The following is a 21,017-nucleotide window of genomic DNA, read 5'->3' as shown; positions in this document are numbered from 1 at the left end:
AGCGCTACAGGACGAGCAGCTCCTTGGTCGTGATGGTGAGTAGCTCTGGCCCGCCGTCCTCGGGCGGACGGACCACGAGAGTGTCTTCGATGCGGACACCGCCGCGCCCCGGGAGGTAGATCCCCGGCTCGACGGTGACCGGCATGCAAGCGTCCAGCTTACCGTCCGTCGTCGGCCCCATGCGCGGGTCCTCGTGGATCTCCAGCCCGACCCCGTGCCCTACGCCATGAGGGAAGTACTCTCCGTAACCGGAGGCCTCGATGACGGCCTGCGCGGCCCGGTGCACCGCGGACGTCTCGGCCCCCGGGGCAAGGGCTTCCCGCCCGGCTTTCTGCGCGGCGAAGACGATGTCGTAGATCTCCACCTGCCAGTCGGCGGGCTCGTTGCCGATCACGAAAGTGCGCGTCATGTCCGCGTGGTAGCCGCGGTAGCACGCCCCGAAGTCGATCTTCAGGAAGTCGCCGTCCTCGACCCGCCGGTCCCCCGGGCTGTGGTGCGGGATCGCGGAATGCGGGCCGGACGCGACGATCGTCGGGAACGCGGGAGAGTCGGCGCCGTGGTCGGCCATGCGGCGTTCCAGCTCGAGCGCGATGTGCCGCTCGGTGCGGCCGACCAGGATCGACTCGATCATCTCGGCGATCGCCTGGTCGCCGATCTCACACGCGATACGCAGCGTGGCGATCTCGTCGGCGTCCTTGACCCGGCGAAGCTCTTCGACGGCGCGGCCCAGGGTGACGCGCTCGGCGCCTTCCGCGGCCTCGCCGAGCGTCCGGTACAGCTCGACGGTGACCGCGTGCTCTTCGAGTGCGAGCCGCCGGGCGCCGTCCCGCACCGCCCGCTTCGCGAGCGCGGGGGCGGCTTGGCGGTCGACGAGGACCTCGACGTCCGGGGCTTCCTCGGCCGCCTGCGTGGTGTAGCGGCCGTCCGTGCACAGGACCGTGCCGGGGCGGCCTTGGGCCCCGTCGGCGACGGGGGCGTGGACGAGGAGGGCGGCGTTGGAACCGGTGAAGCCGGTCAGGTACCGCACGTTGACGAGGTTCGTGATCAGTGCGGCGTCCGCCCCGGCAGCGGCCACACGGGCACGCAGCCGATCACGACGGACGGCGTGGGCCTCGGGCATGACGTCAGGGTAACCCCGGGCGTGGGGGGAGGAGCGGAGGCGACGGGTCGGGGGTGTCGGACCGGACGCGTCCGGCCCCGGGCCGGGGAGGCCGGGGCCGGACGCTCTTGCCGCGCTGGATGCGCTAGATGCCGAAGGACTGCTGGAGGCGCGGGATGTAGTCGATGAGGTCTTGGTTCCAGCACAGGCCGTTGTGGCCGCCCTTGCAGCTTTCCCAGGCGGTGCCGGTGCCGTCGCCGTAGTTCACGTAGTGGTAGGGCACGCCGGCCGCGTTGAGGGCGTTCTTGAAGTGCTCGGCGGCGCCGGGCAGCCACCATTCGAGAGCCAGGTTGTACGGGTCGTTGACGCCCGGAACCGGCGGGGTCGCGCCGCCGCCGCCGTTGCCGACGTAGAACGAGACGCCGATACCGCTGAGCTGGTCGGCGTGCGCGCCCGGGCTCGCGTCGTTCCACAGCACGTCGGAGAACGGGTAGTTGACCGAGAACGGGTACGGCGTGCCGAAGATGTCGTCGCTGCCGACCGCGGGCGGGAAGGTCAGCTCGGAGCCGACGACCGCGACCATGCGCAGGTCCATCGACATGCGCGACAGGTCCAGGTCGCCGGAGAACGACGCGGTCTGGGAGAACAGCTCGGGGTGGCGCTCGGCGTAGCGGACGGCGCCGAAGCCGCCCATGGAGATCCCGGCGATCGCGCGGTGCGCCTTGTCGGCGGTGGTGCGCAGGTTCGCGTCGATGAACGGGATGACCTGGTTGATGTGGAAGTTCTCCCAGCGCTGGGCACCGGCCGCGCTGTTCTGGTTCAGCCAGTTGGTGTACCAGCCGCGGGTGCCGCCGTCGGGCATCACGAAGATCATCCCGGCGTTGCTGTTGATCGTCGACGAGTAGTAGTTGAAGTACGTGGCGGGGTCGGACGTGGTGCTGGCGCCGTTGAGGAGATACAGCGTCGGATAGTGCTTGGTCGGGTTGCTGTAGTAGTCGGACGGCAGCACGATGCGGATGTGGTGGCCGCCGTCGTTCATGGCCGTGCCGGCGACCTCGGAGGTCGACACCGTGATCGTGAAGTCGAAGGGTGTGTCGGCGACTTCGTTCGGCCGCGGGGCGGTCGGGAGCTGCGTCAGCCCGAAGCCGTTCGCCAGCACCGGCTTGGCGGCGGGCGGGTTGTCGTCGGCGAAGGCGGCGGGCGATCCGACGAGCGCGGTCGCAATGGCGCCGACCGCCATGGCTATCGCGGCGGCGGACGCGGCGAGGGTGCGTTTCACAGGCGGATTCCTCGTGGTCGTCGGCCCGGGGTTGGCGGGCCTCAAGGGATGTGCGCGTGCGTTGATGAATGACCGACCGGTCGGGCATAGGTTCTGGGGTGGGGGGTGAGAAGTCAAGCAACAGGCGCTGGGGGCAGGAGACTTCGCCGAGTTTCAGCCACCCTTGTCGGGCCCTCCCTCTCCCGCCGCCTCGTGGCCGGAGCTTGCGGGTGCCCTCCCCCACCCCCGCCGCCGTCGGATCACTCCGACGCCGTGAGTCTTGCGACTCTCGACTTCCCTCGTCGAGCGCAAAAAGCCCGGCCTGTGGACAACCCGGCGCCTGTCCACAGACCCCACACTCGTCCGAATGAAATCCCAGCTCACCGAGGGCATTTCGGGCACTCGCGGTTCTAAACTGCCCAGCGAAGCACCGAATCCGGACAACGTCGGGGGTGGCCGGCATGCACATCGACGACGACGCGGGCGCAGGCTGGTCCGAGCGCCTGGCACGACAGACCGCCGCCGCCGGAGCGCGCTACCGCGCGGCGCAGGGCCTGCTCGAACGCATCGAGCAGCGCCGCCGCGACGGCATGCGGTTTCCGGACGATCCGGACCGCCTCGCCCGGCGCGCCCGGCGGCTGGTCCAAGCGGGCGCGGTGCCCGACGAGAGCCTCTCGGCCATAGCGGCCGAACCGAATCCGACGGTCGCCGACGAGCGCATCATCGGTGCGTCCAACGACCTGCAGTCCTCGGCGTTCCTGCCGCGCGGGGTGCGTGCCGCCGCCACCGTGGGCCGGATCTGGTCCACCGCGGACGGGCGCACCCAAGCCTGCGCGACCGGGTTCCTGGTCGCCCCACGGCTCCTCCTCACCAACCACCACGTCTTCCCGGACGCCGCCACGGCCCGCGAAGCGTTCGTCGAATTCGGTGCCGACACCGGCCTGGACGGCATGCCGCTGGCCGGCACCCGGTTCTCCTTCGCCGCCGACGTGTTCTTCACCGCGGACGAGAACCTCGACTACGCGCTGGTCGCGGTCGCCCCCGGCCCGGACGGCCGCGCGGCCGGCGACGTGTTCGGCTGGAACCGGCTCGACGCGTCCGAAGGCAAGCTCGTCGTCGGCGACCCGGTGAACATCGTCGGCCACCCGTCCGGGCGGCTGAAGGAAATCGCCATCCGCGACAACCGGCTGCTGCTGCGCCTCGACGAGTTCCTGCAGTACCAGACCGACACCGAGCCGGGGAACTCCGGATCCCCGGTGTTCAACGACCAGTGGGAGGTCGTCGCGCTGCACCACCGCGGCGTACCGAACAGTGACGACCAGGGCCGCACGCTCAACGTCGACGGCGGCGTCTGGACGGCGGCGCAGGGCGACGCCGCGGTCTCCTGGGTCGCGAACGAAGGCGCCCGCATCAGCGTCGTGGTCCGCCATCTGGCCGCCCAGGCGTCCACCGACGCCGCCCGCGCGATCCTCGCCGAACTGGGCCCGGCCGCGGCCGCTCCCCCGCCGGCTCCGGCGGCTCCGGCGGCTCCGGCGGCTCCGGCGGCCGACCCCGGCACACCCCCCGACGGCGCGCCCCCGGCCGCCCCGTCCGCGCCGGCGGTCCCGCCGCCGCTCGCGCCGCCCACGCTCCCCTCGCCCCGTGCCTCCGAAGCCGCCCCGGTCCTCTCCGGCATCCCCGGCCGCCCCGCCGCGTTCGGCCCCGACCGGCAACTGGTGTTCCTGCATGGCCGCAGCCAGCAAGGCCACCGGCCGGAAGACCTGCGCCGCGAGTGGACCGCGGGCCTGAATGCCGGGCTGACGCGCCTCGGCTTCCCCACCGTCGACCCGGCCGACGTCTTCTTCCCCTTCTACGGCGACCTCCTGGCCGCCGCGCTGCGCACGCAGGAGTCGGTCCCGGCCGGTTTCGACCTGGTCGCCGACGACCCCGCGGCCGCGGCCGCCCCCGCGTCGCCGTCGGCGCGCGACCTCTACGAGCGCATGCTCGGCCAGGCCGCCGAGCAGGCGGGCATGCCCGTGGAGAGCGCCGCCCAGGAGGACGAGGGCTTCGCGCTCGGCACGGTCGTCCGGGTGACCCGCAAGCCCCTGGACTGGCTGGCCCGCCACTCCGGCGTCGACCGCCTGGTGGTCGCCGCCGCGTTCCGCGACGTCGCGGTGTTCCTGGACGACGCCCGCGTCCGCGACGAAGTCCTGGCCTGCGTACGCGACACCGTGCCCGCCTCCGGCGGCATCGTCCTGGTGGCGCACAGCCTGGGCACCGTGGTCGGCATGGACCTCCTCGCGGGCCTCGGCGGCGGACCGACGGTGACCGGCCTGGTGACGGTGGGCGCGCCGCTGGGCCTGGACACCGTGTACGCGCGGCTGGCGACCGCGGGGCCGCACCTGCCGTCCCGTGTGCCGCGGTGGTTCAACGGTTGGGCGCCCGCCGACGGCGTCGCGATCGGCTGCCCGTTACGCGGCACGTGGACCGGGCTGAGCACGGAATGCTCGGTGGACAATCCCCGCGACCGGGCGCACGACATCGACGCCTACTTGTCGCAGCCCGAAGTCGCGGGTGCCATCGCCGCGTTGCTGGGGCTCACACCCCGTTGAAGGCCCACGGAGCGTTCACTGAACGCCCGAGGGGCGCCAGGCCGGCTGCCTGGCGCCCCTCGCACGACCGCTGTCAGGCAGCCAGCGCCACCCGCGGCCGTTCGACGACCTTGCCCGCGAGAACGCCGAACAGGACGCCGAACGTGGTCCACAGCACCGCCTGGACGCCCAGGGCGGCCATGCGGAACCGCCACAGCACACTGGCGGAGAAGCCCTCCGGGACGGCGTCCGCGGCGGGCAGGGCGAGGGCGATCAACGCCATGGCGACGACGTAGGCCGCGATCGCCGCGAGGACGGCGTTGCCCGTCCCCCACCGCGGCGCGAACTGCCGTGCCAGATAAGCCGCGCCGACGGCGACGGCGATGCTGATCGCGATGATCCCGAAGTAGGAGACCGTGCGTTCCGTGAGCGTGTCGGGGTCGCCGACCGCGGGCGGTTGCGCGGGGTACTTCAGGAAGGGCACGAGGACGACGGCGACGAAGCCGACGGCGGCGACGATCCCGGCGGTGGCGCGGGCGCCGTAGGGTCCGAGTCGGCCGTAGGCGAGCGCGAACACGAGGGCGAAGAGCCCGCCGATCGCGATCCCGTACACGGTGACCCCGGTGAGCAGGCCGGCGGTGCTTTGCACGGCGCGGCTGACCGGTTCGGATTCGTCGTGTCCGCCCGCATGCCCCTGGGCGGCGTGGTCGTGGGCGGACTGGTGCTCTTCGAAAGCGATGGCGTGGCGGACTTCGGGTTCTCCGAAGACCCACGCGAACACCCAGGCGAGGAGGCCGGCCGCGACACCGGTGAGCATGCCGCGGACCAGCAGGTTGCGCATCATCAGGCGGTTCCCCGGGGCCGTCAGTGGCAGGGGAACGCGAGCAGGTGCCGGCCGTCGTGCACGAACTCGTGCACGCCGTTTCCGGAGAAGATCGCCAGTGCGCCCTGCTCGGCGCCGACGAAGTAGATGAGGAAGAGCATCACAGCCCCCATGAAGGCCGCCCAGGGCAGCACTTCGCGCACCGGAATGCGCACGGGGACGGGTTCGGCATGGGGAGTGGGGATGGCAGCCGTGGCCATGGTTCCTCCTTCGGGGCACGCGCCCGCTGGTGGTGCGCGACGTGGAGGGTCTGACTGACGGCTGGTCACGGTGCCCGCGTTGCCGGGGCTCGTGCCATACCGATCACAGTGGCGCGTCCGCGCCGGATTCCCACCGGCTTCCCCACAGCATCGCGATGTCGTTCGCACCGTAGGGGTTCGGGCTACATGTCGTCAATAACAGCGCGTGCTCGACGACATGCGGCCCGACGCCCCCCTACCGGTGCGGCGACGGAAGTTGCCTCAGGATTGCGCGAGTTGGTCGGCGAGGGCGCGCAACGCCAGTTGGTACGAGCCGATACCGAAGCCGGCGATCGTGCCGGTGGCGACGGCGGCGACGACGCTGGTGTGCCGGAACTCCTCGCGGGCGTACGGGTTGGAGATGTGCACCTCGATGAGCGGCGCGGTGCGTTGCGCGATGGCGTCGCGCAGGCCGTACGAGTAGTGCGTGAACGCGCCGGGGTTGATCACGACGGGAGTGCGCGCGTCGGCGGCGTCGTGGATCCAGCGGATCATTTCGCCTTCGTCGTTGGTCTCCCGGACCTCGACGGCGAACCCGAGTTCGACGCCGGTCTTCTCGCAGGCGGCGACGAGGCCGGCGTACGAGGTGGAGCCGTACACGTCGGGCTCGCGGCTGCCGAGGCGGCCGAGGTTGGGGCCGTTGAGGACGAGGACGCGGGTGGGGGCGGTCACGAGCGCGCCACCTCGCCGTACGCGGCGGCCAGCATGGCCGGGTCGGGCGCTTCGAGGATGGCGGGCTTGGCCAGGCCGTCGAGGACGACGAAGCGGAGCCTGTCGGCGCGCGACTTCTTGTCGATGCGCATGCTGTCGAGGAGCTTGGGCCAGGCGTCGCCGCGGTAGGTGAGCGGCAGGCCCAGGGCCTCCAGGACGGTCTTGTGCCGGTCGGCGGTGGCATCGTCGAGGCGGCCGGCGAGGCGGCCGAGTTCGGCGGCGTAGACCATGCCGACGCTGACGGCGGCGCCGTGCCGCCACTTGTAGCGCTCGGCCTTCTCGATGGCGTGGCCGAGGGTGTGGCCGTAGTTGAGGAACTCGCGGGTGCCGGATTCCTTGAGGTCGTTGGTGACGACGTCGGCCTTGACCCGGATGGCGCGTTCGATGAGTTCGGCGGTGTGCGGGCCCGCATGGGTGCGCGCCCCGGCCGGGTCGGACTCGATGAGGTCGAGGATCACCGGGTCGGCGATGAAACCGGCCTTGACGACCTCGGCGAGCCCGCTGATGTAGTCGTTGGCGGGCAGCGTTTCCAGGGTCGCGAGGTCGGCGAGGACGCCGGCCGGCGGGTGGAACGCGCCGACGAGGTTCTTGCCTTCGGCGGTGTTGATGCCGGTCTTGCCGCCGACGGCGGCGTCGACCATGCCGAGGAGCGTGGTCGGGATGGCGATCCAGCGGACGCCGCGCAGCCAGGACGCGGCGACGAAGCCGGCCAGGTCGGTGGTGGCACCGCCGCCGATGCCGACGATCGCGTCGGAGCGGGTGAAGCCGGTCTGGCCGAGAACCGACCAGCAGTACGCGGCGACCTGGACGTCCTTGGCCTCTTCGGCGTTGGGGACCTGGATGGCGATGGCTTCGTAGCCCTGCGCGGCGAGGTCTTCGCGGACGGCTTCGCCGGCGACGCTGAGCGCTTCCGGGTGGATCACGGCGACGCGGCGGACGCGCGGGCCGAGCATCGCGGCGAGTTCGCCGAGGAGGCCGGTGCCGACGACGACTTCGTACCGCTCGCTGTCGGGTGCGGTTTCGGCGCCGACCGCGATGCGGACGGGTTCGCTGGTTGCGCTCATCGCTCCTGGTCCTTGTGGTCCGCGGGGTCTGCCCCGGGGCGGTCGTTCTGCTGCGGCGTGCCCGGCTCCGCGGAGGCGCCCTCGGCGAGGGCCGCGGCGACGGCGACGGCGACCTGGGCGGGGGTGCGCCCGGCGGTGGGCACGATCACCGTGGCGACTTCTTCGTACAGCGGGCGGCGCTGGTCCATGAGTTCCCGCCAGCGGGCGCGCGGGTTGCCGATGAGCAGCGGGCGGGGCGCGTCGAGGCCGACGCGGCGTACCGCGTCGGCGAGTTCGACGTCGAGGAAGGCGACGGGGTGGTCGGCGAGGAGTTTCCGGGTCGCCGGGTCCATGACGGCGCCGCCGCCGAGGGCGAGGACGCCGGGGTGGCCGGCGAGGGCGTCGGCGACGGCCTGGTGCTCGAGGGCGCGGAAGTGCGGCTCGCCTTCGTCGACGAAGATGTCGGGGATGGGCTTGCCGGCGGTCTGCTCGATGTCCGCGTCGGTGTCCCGGAAGACGACGCCGTAGTGCTCGGCGAGCAGTATCCCGACCGTGGTCTTGCCGGCGCCGGGCGGGCCGACGAGGACGACGACGGGCCCCGGGCCGGGGTGTGCGGCGGGGCGTGCGTCCATCGGAACTCCCCTGATTCTGCCGATTCTGCGGTTCCGCGGCGGGCCCGGGCGGGGTGCCCGGGCCCGGAGGCGGCTACTTGATGGCGAGGCCGTCGAGGTACGCCGTGAGGTTGCGGCGGGTCTCGGGGACCGAGTCGCCGCCGAACTTCTCCGTGACGGCGTCGGCGAGCACGAGCGCGACCATGGCCTCGGCGACGATGCCGGCCGCGGGGACCGCGGCGACGTCGGAGCGCTGGTGGTGGGCCTGCGCGACCTCGCCGGTGCGGACGTCGAAGGTGGCCAGCGCGCGCGGCACCGTCGCGATCGGCTTCATCGCGGCGCGGACGCGCAGCACCTCGCCGGTCGACATGCCGCCTTCGGTGCCGCCGGAACGGCCGGAGGTGCGGCGGGCGCCGTCGGGGGTGTTGACGATCTCGTCGTGCGCCTGCGAGCCGCGGACCCGGGCCAGGTCGAAGCCGTCGCCGACCTCGACGCCCTTGATGGCCTGGATGCCCATGAGCGCGGCGGCGAGCCGCGCGTCGAGGCGCCGGTCCCAGTGGACGTGGCTGCCGAGACCCGGCGGGAGGCCGTAGGCGAGGACCTCGACGACACCGCCGAGCGTGTCGCCGGCCTCGTGCGCGGCGTCGACCTCGGCGACCATCGCCGCGCTCGCCTCGGCGTCGAGGCAGCGCACCGGGTCGGCGTCGAGGCGCTCGGTGTCGTCGGGCGTGGGGACGACGCCGCTCGGCGCCTTCGCGGCACCGAACTCGACGACGTGGCTCACGATGCGGATCCCCGCCGCGGCCTCCAGGAACGACGACGCGACCGCGCCGAGCGCGACGCGGGCCGCGGTCTCGCGGGCGCTCGCGCGTTCCAGGATCGGGCGGGCCTCGTCGAAGCCGTACTTCTGCATGCCCGCGAGGTCGGCGTGCCCGGGGCGGGGCCGGGTCAGCGGCGCGTTGCGCGCGAGACCCGCGAGGATGTCCTCGTCGACCGGGTCGGCCGACATGACCTGCTCCCACTTCGGCCACTCGGTGTTGCCGACCATGACCGCGACCGGGCTGCCGAGCGACAGCCCGTGCCGCACGCCGCCGAGGAACGTCACCTCGTCCCGCTCGAACTTCATGCGCGCCCCGCGGCCGTAACCGAGCCGCCGGCGCGCAAGCGCGTCCGCCACGGCCTCGGTGGTCACGGGGACCCCGGCGGGGAGGCCCTCCAGGGTTGCGACGAGGGCGGGACCGTGCGATTCGCCCGCGGTCAGCCAGCGCAAGTTGCCCAACGGTGTTCCTCCAGTGCGGCCCGGCGACTGCCGGGGAGCCCGCTCGGTGGCGGGGGTTCCTGCCCTGATCCTTTCATGCCGGGGGGCGGGGATTGTGATGACGTCCGAGGGATGGACGGAAAGGACGAGCGCGGTCCGCCGAACACGACACAGGGCCCTCCCTCCTCCCACCATCTCCGGAAGTCGGTCTCGCGTCGAAAGCCCCTCCCCCGCCCCCGCCGCCATCGGATATCTCCGACATGAGGAGTCTCGCGGCCGCGGTTTGCGAGTGTCGAACACGAAACCCGCCCCTGTGGATAACTCACCGCATCCTGACGCTCATCCACCGTAATCTCTGACCCGTGTTACTCGGACCGTCTCTCCTCTGCGCCACCGTGGGCTTCGCGGTCGGCTGCGCCCTGCGCTCCCCCGCCGACCGCCTCGCGTCCGCGGGCCCGTCCGCCGTCCCCGCACGCAGCCACGCCCCCGCCGCACTCACCCTCGGCGCCGTCACCGCCGTGCTCTTCACCACGCTGGCCTGGCGCCTGGGCCCCGGTCTCGACCTGGTCGCGTTCTTCGCCCTCGCGGCCGGCGGCGTCGTCCTGGCCCTCGTCGACCTGCGCACGCTCCGCCTGCCCGACATCGTCACCGGCGCGATACTCCTCGCGGGCCTCAGCCTGCTCGGCATCGAAGCGCTCGCCGTCGACGAAATCGGCTCGTACGTCCGCGCTCTCGCGGGCGCCATCGTCCTGGCCGCCTACCACTTCGCGCTGGCCGTCTTCCGCCGCGGCGCGCTCGGTTTCGGCGACGTCAAACTGGCCGCCGTTCTCGGCCTGCACCTCTCCTGGCTCGGCTGGGGCGAGTTGATCGCGGGAGCCGCCCTCTCATTCGTCGGAGCGGGCACGACCGCGGCCTTCATGCTGGCCTCGGGCAGGGCACGCCTCGACACACCACTGGCTTTCGGGCCCTGGATGCTCCTCGGGGCCCTCGGCGGAATCCTCTTCGGCGCCGAGCTGACCGAGGCCTACCGGACATGGTGACGGCCGACGGCACAACGCCGTCGGCCGTCACCACGAAGAAACTCAGCCCGCGGACCGTGCCCGCAACGCCGCCTCCCCCGCCGCCCGCATCTCCGCGAGCGGCCCGGGCCGGCCGGTCATCAGCTCGACCTGCAGCACCGCCTGGTGCACCAGCAGATCCAGTCCGCCGACGACCTTCCCGCCGGCCGCGGACCACGCCGCCGCCAAAGGCGTCGGCCACGGGTCGTAGACCACGTCGAAAAGCACACCGGCCGAGCCGGGAACATCGTCGGCCAAGTGATCGGTCGCCCCTTTGGGGGTGGTCGACACCACCAGCGGATAGTCGAACGCCTTCCGGGCGTCCTCCCACGGCCGGATCTGGATCTCGACGCCGAGCCGTTCCCCGGCCTCGAACATCTCCTGCGCCCGCAGCGCGCCGCGCACGTAGGCCCGGACGGGGCCCGTGCATACCGACCGCAGCGCGGCGAGCGTCGACGTCGCGGTCGCGCCGGCGCCGAAGACCGCCGCCGAGTCGACCTTCTCCACCCCGCGTTCGCGGAGCGCGGCGACCAGGCCGGGGACGTCGGTGTTGTCCCCGGTCCGCCGCCCGTCCGCACCGAACAGCACCGTGTTGACGGCTTCGACGTCCGTCGCGACCGCCGACACCTCGTCGAGCAGCGGGAGTATCGCGCGCTTGAGCGGCATGGTGAGGGACAAGCCCGCCCACGACGCGTCGAGGCCGGCGACGAAAGCCGGGAGCCCGGCTTCGTCGACCTCGTGCGCTTCGTACGTCCACCCGTCGAGCCCGAGCGCCCGGTACGCCGCCCGGTGCAGGACCGGGGACAGCGAGTGGGCGATCGGAGAGCCGAGCACCGCGGCCCGGTGGTGCTGGTCGGTCACGTGGTTCAGCCGCCGTTCTTCTGCTTGATGAAGGCGTCGAATTCCTTCTTGTACTTGTCGTGCTCGGCGGCGGTCTCGGCGTACTTCGTCTCACCGGTGTCGGTGTTGACGGTCACGAAGTACAGCCACTTGCCGTCGGCCGGCGCGAGCGCGGCGTCGATGGCCTGCTTGCCGGGGTTGTCGATTGGCGTCTTCGGCAGGCCCGCGCGAATGTACGTGTTCCACGGGGTGTCCTGCTTGGTCATCTCCGTGGTGACGACGATGTTGTTGCGGTCGAGGCCGTAGTTGATCGTCGAGTCGAAGCCGAGCGGCATCTTGGATGTCAGGCGGTTGTAGATGACCCGGGAGATCTTGCCGAAGTCGTCGTCGTGCCGGGCTTCGGCCTGCACGAGGCTGGCGATGGTGAGTATGTCGTAGGGCGACTTGCCGAGGGCCGTGGCGCGTTCCTCGAGCTTCCACGCGGTGAACTTGTTCTTGGCGTTGGTCACCATGTCGCGCAGCACGTCGACCGGGTTCATGCCGGGCGCGACGGGATACTGCGTCGGGAACAGGAAGCCTTCGATCTGGCCGTTCGCCCACGCGGGCAGGCCGATCGACGGGTCGGCGGCGGCCTTCTCGACGTCCGCGGGCTGCAGCTGCATCTGCTTGGCGAGGATCTCGTAGACCCGCTTCTTGCGCGTGCCTTCGGGGATCGTCACCTTGGACTGGTTCTTGCGGTCGACCATGAACTCGAAGGCGGTCTTCGCGGACATGTGCTTCTTCATCACATAGGCCGCGGCTTCGATGTTCCGCTGCTGCTTGTCGCCGGTGTAGGCCTTGGTGAACGCGTCGACGCTCTTGACGACGCCCGCGCGCTTCAGCTCGTTGCCGATGTTGGAGGCGACCCAGCCGGGCTTGACGACGACGACGATCGTGCTGCCGTTGTCGCCGGTGCCGCTGTAGTCCGGCGGCGGGCCGAAACGGTCCTTCACGAATCCGTAGGCGTACCACCCGCCCATGCCGAGCAGGCTGATGACGACGGCGAACGCGATGAACACCGCGCAACCGCTGCGGCCGCGCTTGTCCTTCTTGCGGCCGCGGGACCGGCCGTTCTTGGCCCGGCGCCGACTGCGCGGCTCCGTGTCCATCGTCAGTCCGAGGTCACTCATCTGGGGTGGTCTCCGCCTGGGTCGGGGCTGGGGCCGGGGACGGGGCATGCGGGTGGTGCGCGGCGTCCTCGCGGGGCGTCTCCGGGGCGGAGGCGTCGCTCGGGGCCTTCTTGCGGCGGGGCTTCTTCGCGGGCCGGCCGGGTGGCGCGGCTTGCGGGTCGGCGTCCGGGTGGCGCTGTCCTGCGGGTGGCGCCTCCGGGTGCGGAGTCGCGCCGCCGGCGGTTCCGGTTCCCGTTGCTGCCACGCCGGGAACCTCGACCGCCAGGCCGGGCGGCCGGCCGGAGGACCGTTCGGTCTCCAGCGCGGAGTTGAGGATGACCACGGCCGCGGCCTGGTCGACCACCGTGCGGGCCTTGCGGCCCCGTACGCCCGAGGCGCGCAGGTCGCGGGTCGCGGTGACCGTGGTCAGCCGTTCGTCGACGAGGCGTACGCCGACCGGGGCGATCGCCGAGGCGAGCCGGGCGGCGAAGTCGCGGGCTTTGCCGGCCGCGGCGCCTTCGTGTCCGGACAGGCTGCGGGGCAGCCCTACGACGACCTCGACGGCGTCGCGTTCGGCGACCAGGTCGGCGATGCGCCGGACGGCGCCGCGCCCGGCGGGCACGGTTTCGACCGGCGTGGCGACCAGGCCGTCGGGGTCGCAGGCGGCGACGCCCACACGGACGTCGCCGACGTCGACCGCGACGCGGACTCCTCTCCTCATCGGTACCTCCCCACAGGTACCGGTGTCCAGGGGCGGCGGCGCGCTATCCGCGTGCCCTGCGCCGGTGTTCGCAAAGTTAGGCCGTCCGCTCGGCGACCAGGCGGGCGACGGCGGCGAGGGCCTCTTCGACGGCGCCGGGGTTGGCGCCGCCGCCCTGCGCGACGTCGTCCTTGCCGCCGCCTCCGCCGCCGAGGGTCTGCGCGGCGGTGCGGACGAGTTCGCCGGCCTTGATGCCGCGTTCGCGGGCGGCTTCGTTGGTGGCGACGACGACCATGGGCTTGTTGTTGACGACCGAGACGACCGCGACGGTGGCGGCGCGCGCGTTGAGGCGCTGCCGGACGTCGAGGGCGAGCTTGCGGAGGTCGTCGGTGGTGGTGCCGTCGGCGACGCGGTGGGCGACGAGGGCGGTGCCGTTGACGTCGGCGGCGTCGGCGGCGAGCTGTCCGGAGGCCTGGAGGACCTGGGCGGCGCGCATCCGGTCGATTTCCTTCTCCGCTTCGCGGAGCTTGGCGACGATGCCGGCGACGCGCTCGGGGAGTTCCTCGGGGCGGCCCTTCACCACGTCGGTGAGCTGGTTGACGATGGTGTGCTCGCGGGCGAGGAAGTGGTAGGCGTCCTGGCCGACGAGGGCTTCGACGCGGCGGACGCCGGCGCCGATGGAGGACTCGCCGAGGAGCTTGACGAGGCCGAGCTGGGCGGTGTTGTGGACGTGCGTGCCGCCGCACAGCTCCTTGCTGTAGTCGCCGATGGTGACGACGCGGACCCGGTCGCCGTACTTCTCGCCGAACATCGCGGTGGCGCCCTGCTTGCGGGCTTCGTCCATGCTCATGACCTGGGCTTGCACGTCGAGGTCGCGCGCGAGGACTTCGTTGATCTTCTGCTCGACGTCGGTGAGGACGGTGCCGGGGACGGCGGACGGCGCGCCGAAGTCGAACCGGAAGCGGCCGGGCGCGTTCTCCGAGCCGGCTTGGGCGGCGGTGGGGCCGAGGGCGTCGCGGAGCGCCTGGTGGGTGAGGTGGGTGGCGCTGTGCGCGCGGGCGATGGCGCGGCGCCGGTCGGTGTCGATGACGGCGTATGCGGGTGCGCCGACGGTGACTTCGCCGACCTGGACGGTGCCGCGGTGGACGCTGACGCCGGGGACGGGCTGCTGGACGTCGCGGATCTCGACGACGGCGCCGCCTTCGACGCGGATGCGGCCGGTGTCGGCGAGCTGGCCGCCGCCTTCGGCGTAGAAGGGGGTGCGGTCGAGGACGATCTCGACGTCGTCGCCTTCGTGGGCGGCGGGTGCGGGCACGCCGTCGACGAGGATGCCGACGATCGTGGCCTCGCCTTCGTCGGCGGTGTAGCCGGTGAACTCGGTGGCGCCGGAGGTGTCGGCGACCTCGCGGTAGGCGGAGACGTCGGCGTGGCCGTGCTTCTTGGCGCGGGCGTCTTCCTTGGCGCGCTGCTTCTGCTCGGCCATGAGGCGGCGGAAGCCGTCCTCGTCGACGGCGAGGCCTTGTTCGGCGGCCATTTCGAGGGTGAGGTCGATCGGGAAGCCGTGCGTGTCGTGCAGGGTGAATGCGGCGGCGCCGGGGAGGACGTCGCTGCCGGCGGCCTTGGTCTTGCCGATCTCGGTGTCGAGGATCGAGGTGCCGGTGACGATCTTGTCGAGGAAGCGGGCTTCCTCGGCGACGGCGATCGTGTCGATGCGCTTGGCGTCGGTGACGAGTTCGGGGTATTGCGGGCCCATCGCGTCGATGGTCGTTTCGACGAGTTCGCGGATGGTGGGGCCTTGGGCGCCGAGGAGGCGCATGTTGCGGATGGCGCGGCGCATCATGCGGCGCAGCACGTAGCCGCGGCCTTCGTTGCCGGGGACGACGCCGTCGCCGATGAGCATGACGGCGGTGCGGATGTGGTCGGCGACGACGCGCAGGGAGACGTCGGACTTGAGGTCGGCGCCGTAGTGGTGGCCGGTGAGTTCGGCGGCGCGGTCGAGGATCATCCGCGACGTGTCGATCTCGTAGAGGTTGTCGACGCCTTGCAGGATGGTGGCGAGGCGTTCGAGGCCGAGGCCGGTGTCGACGCTCTTCGCCGGGAGGTCGCCGAGGATCTCGAAGTCGTCCTTGCCGATGCCCGCGCCGCGGACGAACTGCATGAAGACGAGGTTCCAGATCTCGAGGTAGCGCTCGCCGTTGACGGCGGGGCCGCCTTCTTCGCCGTAGGCGGGGCCGCGGTCGTAGTTGATCTCCGAGCACGGGCCGCACGGGCCGGGGACGCCCATGGACCAGAAGTTGTCCTTCTTGCCGAGGCGTTGGATGCGCTCGGCGGGGATGCCGATCTTGTCGCGCCAGATCGTCTCGGCCTCGTCGTCGTCGAGGTAGACGGTGATCCAGAGCCGTTCGGGGTCGAGGCCGTAGCCGCCGTCGCCGACCGGGGAGGTGAGGAGTTCCCAGGCGAGGGTGATGGCGCGTTCTTTGAAGTAGTCGCCGAAGGAGAAGTTGCCGCACATCTGGAAGAACGACCCGTGGCGGGTGGTCTTGCCGACCTCGTCGATGTCGAGGGTGCGGACGCACTTCTGGACGCTGGTGGCGCGCGGGAACGGCGGCTTCACTTCGCCGAGGAAGTACGGCTTGAAGGGCACCATGCCGGCGTTGACGAGGAGCAGCGTCGGGTCGTCGGCGACGAGGGACGCCGAGGGGACGACGGTGTGTCCGCGCTCCTCGAAGAAGCGCAGCCAGCGGCTACGGATCTCTGCGGAATCCATCAGCGTCGGTCCTTCCGGTCGTACCTGCCGCCTCGCCGGCGGACATGCTGCGTGGGTGCGGGGGGTGTTGCGGCCCCGGGGATGCCGAGGCGGAAGCCTTGCTGGTTGTCGTACCGGTCGTACTCGCGTGCCTGGTCGGCCGGGTGGGCCGGGTGGCCGTCGTACCGGTCGTACGGGTCGGCATCGTACGGGTCGCCGTAGGGGTCGGCCGCGTGGCGGTCCGGTCCACGGTACGGGGTGCGGGCGCCGGGGAGGGCGCGGATGCCGGGTCCGCCGGGGAGTGCGGGCGGGGCCGCGGCGGCGGTGACGTCGGCGCCGATGGCCCGGTAGAGCTCGGCTTCGCGTTCGGCCATGCCGGCGCGGACTTCGTCGGCGAAGTAGCGGATGGCGTCGCCGATGCCGGTGACGTTGTCGGCGACGCCTTCGGGCGTGTACTTGTGCGCCTTGTCCTTGACCTTGCGGGCGGCCCACATGCCGGCGCCGGCGCCGACGGCCATCCAGAAGATGCGGGCCATGTCAGCTCCTTCCGCGGGCGGCGCGCTGGCGGGCGACGCGTTCGGCGCGGGCGGTGGCGCGGACGCGCTTGGCGAGTTCGGCGCGCTGCTGCGCGGAGAGGGCGCGGCGGACGCCGTAGGAGAACGCGGCGGTCTTCACCAGCGGGCCGCCGAGGGTGGCGGCGACGGTGGAGGACAGCGCGGTCGCGTTGGTCGACATGGTCTGGACGTTGCCGGCGATTTGGTCGACGCGGGCCAGTTGGGCGTTCGTGGCCCGGACGGCATCGGTCATCTCGTCCAGCAGGGGCGGGGTGCGGTCGGCGATGTCGGAGACCAGGCGGGTGGCCTCCTTGAGCACCTTCACGAGCTTGACCAGCACCAGCGCGAGGAAGGCGACGAGAATCGCCCAGAACGTCGCGATGATCATCAGCGCGACTTCGCCACCCGACACCTTGTTGCGCTCCTTCGACGGCCGAAAAGCAACGGCGGACTGCCTGTTTGAGAGGGCGTCACCGGGACCATGCGGGGCACTGCCGCACCGGCGGCCCGGGAACCCGACCCTACCGCGACGCGGCGGCAGGGTCGCCTGACACTACCGGCCGGGCGGGGTGCGGCGCACTTGCCGCGCGCGGCCCCGGGGGCGGGGAATCGCTGCTTATGGCGAGGGTTGTCCGTGCCGTGCGGGGAGACGGCGCGGGGCCCGCTCCGGGTGCGGAGCGGGCCCCTCGGGTGCGTCGCCGTGCGGTGCGGGCGGCCTGCCGGGCGGTGTTTCGGGCCGTCTTCCGGGCCTTCTTCGGGGCCGCGGTTCGGGCTGCCTTCGGGGCAGCCGTTCGGGTCAGCGCGAGTAGTACTCGACGACGAGTTGTTCGTCGCAGATCACCGGGATTTCGCGGCGCTGCGGGAGCCGGTCGAGGCGGGCGGCGAGCGCGGGCAGGTTGGCCTGGACGTACTTGGGGGTGTTCTCGGCGGCGAATCCGCCGGCCCGGACGACCTGGAAGAGCGGCTTGTCGCGGCTGCGTTCGCGGACGGCGACGACGTCCTCGGGGCGGAGCCGGTAGCTGGGCCGGTCGACTTTGCCGCCGTTGACCTCGAAGTGGCCGTGGCTGACCATCTGCCGGGCCTGGTAGATGGTGCGGGCGAAGCCGGCGCGGAGCACGAACGCGTCGAGGCGGCGTTCGAGCGAGACGACCATTTCCTCGCCGGTCTTGCCCTGGTGCTTGTGGGCGGCGTCGAACGCGGCGCGCATCTGGGTCTCGTTGATGTCGTACTGGGCGCGCAGCTTCTGCTTCTCCAGGAGCCGGACCTTGTAGTCGGAGGACTGCTTGCGGCCGCGGCCGTGCTCGCCGGGCGGGTAGGGCCGGTTCTCGAGGTACTTCTGCGCCTTGGGGGTGAGCGCAATGCCGAGCGCACGGCTGCGCTTGACCTTGGGGCGGGCCTGGTTCAACGGGTCCTCCGGTTCGGTGGGTACTTGCCAGCCGCGGCCTTCTTAGGTAAGCCTAACCTTAATGCCACGGCGTCTCGGGGGGAAGCCCGCCCGGATCCCCGGATCCCGGCACCGACCCGCCGGACGCGCCGCCCCTCGCCAGGAGCCCCCAGGAGCCGCCGTATGAGCCCGTCCACGCCGCCGTCCCGCACCGCCGACACGACCGCCGCCTCCGCCGCCGGCTGCCCCGACGACACCGCCTCCGTCCGGCCCGACGCCGCCGCCCGCTGCCGCACGCTCGCCGCACACGCCGCGTCCGCGGTCCTCGACCTTCCCGGCAGCATCGGCGAAGAGCAGGTTGTTCCCGCCGCCCGCCTGGTCGAGCCCGACGGGTCGGTGCTGCTGCTCCTGCCGCCGGAAATCGGCGCCGCCGTGCTGACCGCACGGGACGACATCGCCGCGGTGCTGCACCTGGTGGACGTGGCGCCGGTCGCCGTGCCGCACCGGGTGCGCGCGCACTGCTGGATCGCGGGCTGGCTGAGCGTCCCGGTCGGCGCGGACCTCGGGCAGGCCGCCGCACGGCTCGCCGCGGTCGCGCCCGACCCGGCGATGCTGGCGTTCGGCGGCGGCCGCAGCGGCGCGGTCGTCCGCCTCGAACCGGGCGAGGTCCTCGTCGACGACCTGTGGGGCGCCGAACACGTCGAACCGGACGAGTACGCCGCCGCGGCCCCCGACCCGCTCGCCGCACACGAGTCCGAACTCCTCCAGCACCTGGCCGGCGCGCACGCCGACGAACTCCTCCGGCTGTGCGTGCGGGTCGGCGCGTGCGGGCCCGGCGCGCAGGCCGTGCCGGTGGCCCTCGACCGGCACGGCATCCGCCTGCGGTGCAGCACCGCGGACGCCACCCGCGACGTCCGCTTCGAGTTCCGCGCCCCGGTCGCCGAACCCGCGGCGCTGGGCGAGGCGTTGCGCGCCCTGGTCCGCGGCCCGGAAGGCCCGGGCGGCTGCGCTCGGGCGGCCGGGGAGCGCTAGACACGGCCCAGGCTGCCCACAGGTCTTCCGCAGGGACGGCACAGCCATGCCGCGCCGGTGCCGTGGCGCGTTTTGGATTCGGCCTGTCGTCGTGTTCCGATTGATCGGAAGCTGTCTCCGTAGATCATCCGCGGTGCGGCGCAACTCCCGGCAACGATCGATGCGGAAGGACGGAAGCGGTGTTCGAGCGCCCGCGGCGGCCCGGCACCGCCGACGGCACGGACGGCCCTCGCGGGCGGAACCGGCCTTCGGCGGGAACGGCACCCTCGGCGAACCGGCCCGGCACGGACGACCGGGAGGACGAGTCCGTCCGGACCGGCGAAATCCCGGTGCGGATGCCGTGGCATCCGACGCCCATGTCGACGCTGCCGTGGCAGGACCGGCTGCGTGCCCGGCTGCGTGCCGGGTCGCCCGCACTCGCCCCGGAGAAGGCCGAGCCGGGCGTGTCGGTGCCGCGCGTGCTCGACTTGGCGCTGCGGACCGGGGAACTGCTGCTGGCGTCGGGCGAGGGCGGCGAGGACGTCGAGGCGGCGATGCTCGGCATCACCGACGCCTACGGGCTGGAGCGGTGCACGCCGAACGTGACGTTCACCAACCTCACGCTCTCCTACCAGCCGTCGCTGGTCGACCCGCCGGTGACCAGCGAGCGGGTGGTGCGGCGGCGGGCGACGGACTTCAACCGGCTCGCGGAGGCGCACCGGCTGGTCGAGGACATCACGACCGGCGAGCTGACGCTGGAGGACGCGTACCACCGGCTGGCGGAGATCCGCCGCAACCGGCACCCCTATCCGGTGTGGCTGGTGCTGGTCGCGACGGGCGGGATCGCGGCGACGGCGAGCGTGCTGGTCGGCGGTGGCCCGGTCGTGGCGTGTGCGGCGTTCTTCGCGGCGATGCTCGGCGAGAAGCTGGCGCAGGGGCTGGCCAAGCGCGGGGTGCCGGAGTTCTACCAGTTCGTGCTGGCCGCGATGCCCGCGGCAGCGACGGCGGTGGGGCTGATCAAGGCCGATATCGGGGTGCAGCCCTATGCGGTGGTCACCGGTGGCCTGTTCGCGCTGCTGCCGGGACGTGCCCTCGTCGCGGCGGTGCAGGACGGCCTGACGGGCTTTTACATCACCGCGTCCGCCCGGCTCCTGGAAGTCTTCTATCTGATCATCGGCATCATCTGCGGCGTCTCGATCATGCTGTACGCCGGCAATCGGCTCGGCGTGAACCTGACCATCGAGGGCTCGTTCTACCCGACGTCGCGCCCGCTCGTGCAGCTGCTGGCCGCTGCGGGGGTGTCGCTCACGTTCGCGGTCCTGGTGCAGGTGCGGCCGCGGGCGCTCGTGATCGCGCTGATCGGCGGGGCGTGCAGCTGGTCGATCTTCGAGGTGCTGCGGATCGCGGGCGCGTCGCCGATCCTCGCCACCGTCACCGCCACCGGCGTCGTGGGCCTGCTCGGACAGCTGCTGGCACGGGCCGGGCGGACGTCCGCGCTGCCGTACATCATCCCGTCGATCGGGCCGCTGCTGCCCGGTAGCGCCATATACCAAGGCCTGCTCGGGCTCGCGCTCGGCCACACCGACCGCGGCTGGATCGGCCTGACCAACGCGGCGGGCCTGGCCCTGGCCCTCGCGGTCGGGGTGAACCTGGGAAGTGAGGTCGCCCGCTTCGTACTGCCCGCCCCGCAGCGCGGCGTCGGCAGCACCAAGCGCGCGGCGGCGAAGCGGACCCGCGGGTTCTGACGGCCCGGCCCGCGTCTGTCACGCACGCGGCGGGCGCGCGGGCGGCAAGGCGGGCGCCGTCCGCCTCCGGCCGTCCCCGGATGTGCACCCGTGAGCGGATGCGGACAGCGCCCGGTTCTTGTGTTGTACCGCGCGCCTACCCTGCGTTTCAACCCATGT

Annotated in this window: 18 protein-coding genes, 1 pseudogene and 1 riboswitch; of the genes and pseudogenes, 4 read left to right on the top strand and 15 right to left on the bottom strand. The window is 72.4% G+C overall.

What is annotated here, in order from left to right; genetic code table 11:
- Positions 1 to 4: 4 nt before the first annotated feature.
- Both ABEA93_RS24520 and ABEA93_RS24515 read right to left on the bottom strand, forming a co-directional pair.
- Positions 5 to 1,120, bottom strand: a complete 1,116-nt coding sequence (locus tag ABEA93_RS24520) for an aminopeptidase P family protein (RefSeq protein WP_345677897.1) — start codon at positions 1,118 to 1,120, stop codon at positions 5 to 7.
- Between the two features lie 124 nt (positions 1,121 to 1,244).
- Entirely contained in the window at positions 1,245 to 2,378 is a 1,134-nt protein-coding gene (locus ABEA93_RS24515; RefSeq protein ID WP_345677896.1) for an alpha/beta hydrolase, read from the bottom strand.
- A 440-nt stretch (positions 2,379 to 2,818) separates the two neighbouring features.
- Here ABEA93_RS24515 and ABEA93_RS24510 point away from each other — a divergent pair, with 440 nt between their 5' ends.
- Positions 2,819 to 4,948 carry a trypsin-like peptidase domain-containing protein gene (locus tag ABEA93_RS24510; protein WP_345677895.1) on the top strand — a complete coding sequence of 710 codons (2,130 nt, stop codon included), beginning with the start codon at positions 2,819 to 2,821 and terminating at the stop codon, positions 4,946 to 4,948.
- Between the two features lie 73 nt (positions 4,949 to 5,021).
- Here ABEA93_RS24510 and ABEA93_RS24505 read toward each other — a convergent pair whose 3' ends face one another.
- From ABEA93_RS24505 to aroC, 6 genes are all read right to left on the bottom strand, one after another.
- Complete coding sequence (locus tag ABEA93_RS24505; protein WP_345677894.1) at positions 5,022 to 5,771, bottom strand: CbtA family protein; 750 nt, start codon at positions 5,769 to 5,771, stop codon at positions 5,022 to 5,024.
- A gap of 20 nt (positions 5,772 to 5,791) precedes the next feature.
- A complete protein-coding gene (locus ABEA93_RS24500) occupies positions 5,792 to 6,010 on the bottom strand; it encodes a CbtB domain-containing protein (RefSeq protein ID WP_345677893.1) in 219 nt (72 codons plus the stop codon).
- A gap of 42 nt (positions 6,011 to 6,052) precedes the next feature.
- Positions 6,053 to 6,197: riboswitch (cobalamin riboswitch) on the bottom strand.
- Between the two features lie 74 nt (positions 6,198 to 6,271).
- Positions 6,272 to 6,721, bottom strand: a complete 450-nt coding sequence (gene aroQ, locus ABEA93_RS24495) for a type II 3-dehydroquinate dehydratase (protein WP_345677892.1) — start codon at positions 6,719 to 6,721, stop codon at positions 6,272 to 6,274.
- Entirely contained in the window at positions 6,718 to 7,824 is a 1,107-nt protein-coding gene (gene aroB / locus ABEA93_RS24490; RefSeq protein WP_345677891.1) for a 3-dehydroquinate synthase, read from the bottom strand. The genes aroQ and aroB overlap by 4 nt, the downstream gene beginning before the upstream one ends.
- Entirely contained in the window at positions 7,821 to 8,435 is a 615-nt protein-coding gene (locus tag ABEA93_RS24485) for a shikimate kinase (RefSeq protein WP_345677890.1), read from the bottom strand. Before ABEA93_RS24485 ends, aroB begins: the two co-directional genes overlap by 4 nt.
- A gap of 73 nt (positions 8,436 to 8,508) precedes the next feature.
- Positions 8,509 to 9,693, bottom strand: a complete 1,185-nt coding sequence (gene aroC / locus ABEA93_RS24480) for a chorismate synthase (RefSeq protein ID WP_345677889.1) — start codon at positions 9,691 to 9,693, stop codon at positions 8,509 to 8,511.
- A gap of 341 nt (positions 9,694 to 10,034) precedes the next feature.
- Here aroC and ABEA93_RS24475 point away from each other — a divergent pair, with 341 nt between their 5' ends.
- On the top strand, positions 10,035 to 10,712 hold the full coding sequence (locus ABEA93_RS24475) for a prepilin peptidase (protein WP_345677888.1): 678 nt from the start codon (positions 10,035 to 10,037) through the stop codon (positions 10,710 to 10,712).
- Positions 10,713 to 10,754: 42 nt separating this feature from the next.
- On the opposite strand, the gene ABEA93_RS24470 is transcribed toward ABEA93_RS24475, so the two are convergent.
- The 7 genes and pseudogenes from ABEA93_RS24470 to rpsD form a co-directional block, all read right to left on the bottom strand.
- The gene (locus ABEA93_RS24470) at positions 10,755 to 11,591 is read right to left on the bottom strand and encodes a shikimate dehydrogenase (protein ID WP_345677887.1); all 837 of its coding nucleotides are present in this window, start codon (positions 11,589 to 11,591) and stop codon (positions 10,755 to 10,757) included.
- A 5-nt stretch (positions 11,592 to 11,596) separates the two neighbouring features.
- Positions 11,597 to 12,739 carry an endolytic transglycosylase MltG gene (mltG, locus tag ABEA93_RS24465; protein WP_345677886.1) on the bottom strand — a complete coding sequence of 381 codons (1,143 nt, stop codon included), beginning with the start codon at positions 12,737 to 12,739 and terminating at the stop codon, positions 11,597 to 11,599.
- 250 nt (positions 12,740 to 12,989) lie between these two features.
- Positions 12,990 to 13,439 (bottom strand): annotated as a pseudogene (ruvX, locus tag ABEA93_RS24460) (Holliday junction resolvase RuvX); the annotation flags it as partial.
- 76 nt (positions 13,440 to 13,515) lie between these two features.
- Entirely contained in the window at positions 13,516 to 16,185 is a 2,670-nt protein-coding gene (gene alaS / locus ABEA93_RS24455; protein ID WP_345677885.1) for an alanine--tRNA ligase, read from the bottom strand.
- Complete coding sequence (locus tag ABEA93_RS24450) at positions 16,185 to 16,700, bottom strand: DUF6167 family protein (RefSeq protein WP_345677884.1); 516 nt, start codon at positions 16,698 to 16,700, stop codon at positions 16,185 to 16,187. Before ABEA93_RS24450 ends, alaS begins: the two co-directional genes overlap by 1 nt.
- Before the next feature lies 1 nt (position 16,701).
- Positions 16,702 to 17,130 (bottom strand): DUF948 domain-containing protein, encoded by a 429-nt coding sequence (locus tag ABEA93_RS24445; protein WP_345677883.1) that lies wholly within the window; start codon positions 17,128 to 17,130, stop codon positions 16,702 to 16,704.
- Positions 17,131 to 17,514: 384 nt separating this feature from the next.
- Positions 17,515 to 18,123 (bottom strand): 30S ribosomal protein S4, encoded by a 609-nt coding sequence (gene rpsD, locus ABEA93_RS24440; RefSeq protein WP_345677882.1) that lies wholly within the window; start codon positions 18,121 to 18,123, stop codon positions 17,515 to 17,517.
- Positions 18,124 to 18,285: 162 nt separating this feature from the next.
- On the opposite strand from rpsD, the gene ABEA93_RS24435 reads away from it, so the two are divergent.
- Entirely contained in the window at positions 18,286 to 19,134 is an 849-nt protein-coding gene (locus tag ABEA93_RS24435) for a DUF2470 domain-containing protein (RefSeq protein WP_345677881.1), read from the top strand.
- A 179-nt stretch (positions 19,135 to 19,313) separates the two neighbouring features.
- Positions 19,314 to 20,858, top strand: coding sequence for a threonine/serine exporter family protein (locus ABEA93_RS24430; RefSeq protein ID WP_345677880.1), 1,545 nt, complete (start codon positions 19,314 to 19,316; stop codon positions 20,856 to 20,858).
- The last annotated feature ends 159 nt before the right edge of the window (positions 20,859 to 21,017 follow it).

Source organism: Yinghuangia aomiensis (genome assembly GCF_039542225.1).
Lineage (GTDB): Bacteria > Actinomycetota > Actinomycetes > Streptomycetales > Streptomycetaceae > Yinghuangia > Yinghuangia aomiensis.
This window is presented reverse-complemented; position numbering and strand designations above follow the sequence as displayed.

Bases quoted from the DNA above. Each gene is read 5' to 3' on its own strand.
- ABEA93_RS24520 (WP_345677897.1), bottom strand. From the start codon at position 1,120: ATGCCCGAGGCCCACGCCGTCCGTCGTGATCGGCTGCGTGCCCGTGTG.
- ABEA93_RS24510 (WP_345677895.1), top strand. From the start codon at position 2,819: ATGCACATCGACGACGACGCGGGCGCAGGCTGGTCCGAGCGCCTGGCA.
- ABEA93_RS24505 (WP_345677894.1), bottom strand. From the start codon at position 5,771: ATGATGCGCAACCTGCTGGTCCGCGGCATGCTCACCGGTGTCGCGGCC.
- ABEA93_RS24500 (WP_345677893.1), bottom strand. From the start codon at position 6,010: ATGGCCACGGCTGCCATCCCCACTCCCCATGCCGAACCCGTCCCCGTG.
- aroB (WP_345677891.1), bottom strand. From the start codon at position 7,824: ATGAGCGCAACCAGCGAACCCGTCCGCATCGCGGTCGGCGCCGAAACC.
- ABEA93_RS24485 (WP_345677890.1), bottom strand. From the start codon at position 8,435: ATGGACGCACGCCCCGCCGCACACCCCGGCCCGGGGCCCGTCGTCGTC.
- mltG (WP_345677886.1), bottom strand. From the start codon at position 12,739: ATGAGTGACCTCGGACTGACGATGGACACGGAGCCGCGCAGTCGGCGC.
- alaS (WP_345677885.1), bottom strand. From the start codon at position 16,185: ATGGATTCCGCAGAGATCCGTAGCCGCTGGCTGCGCTTCTTCGAGGAG.
- ABEA93_RS24450 (WP_345677884.1), bottom strand. From the start codon at position 16,700: ATGGCCCGCATCTTCTGGATGGCCGTCGGCGCCGGCGCCGGCATGTGG.
- ABEA93_RS24435 (WP_345677881.1), top strand. From the start codon at position 18,286: ATGAGCCCGTCCACGCCGCCGTCCCGCACCGCCGACACGACCGCCGCC.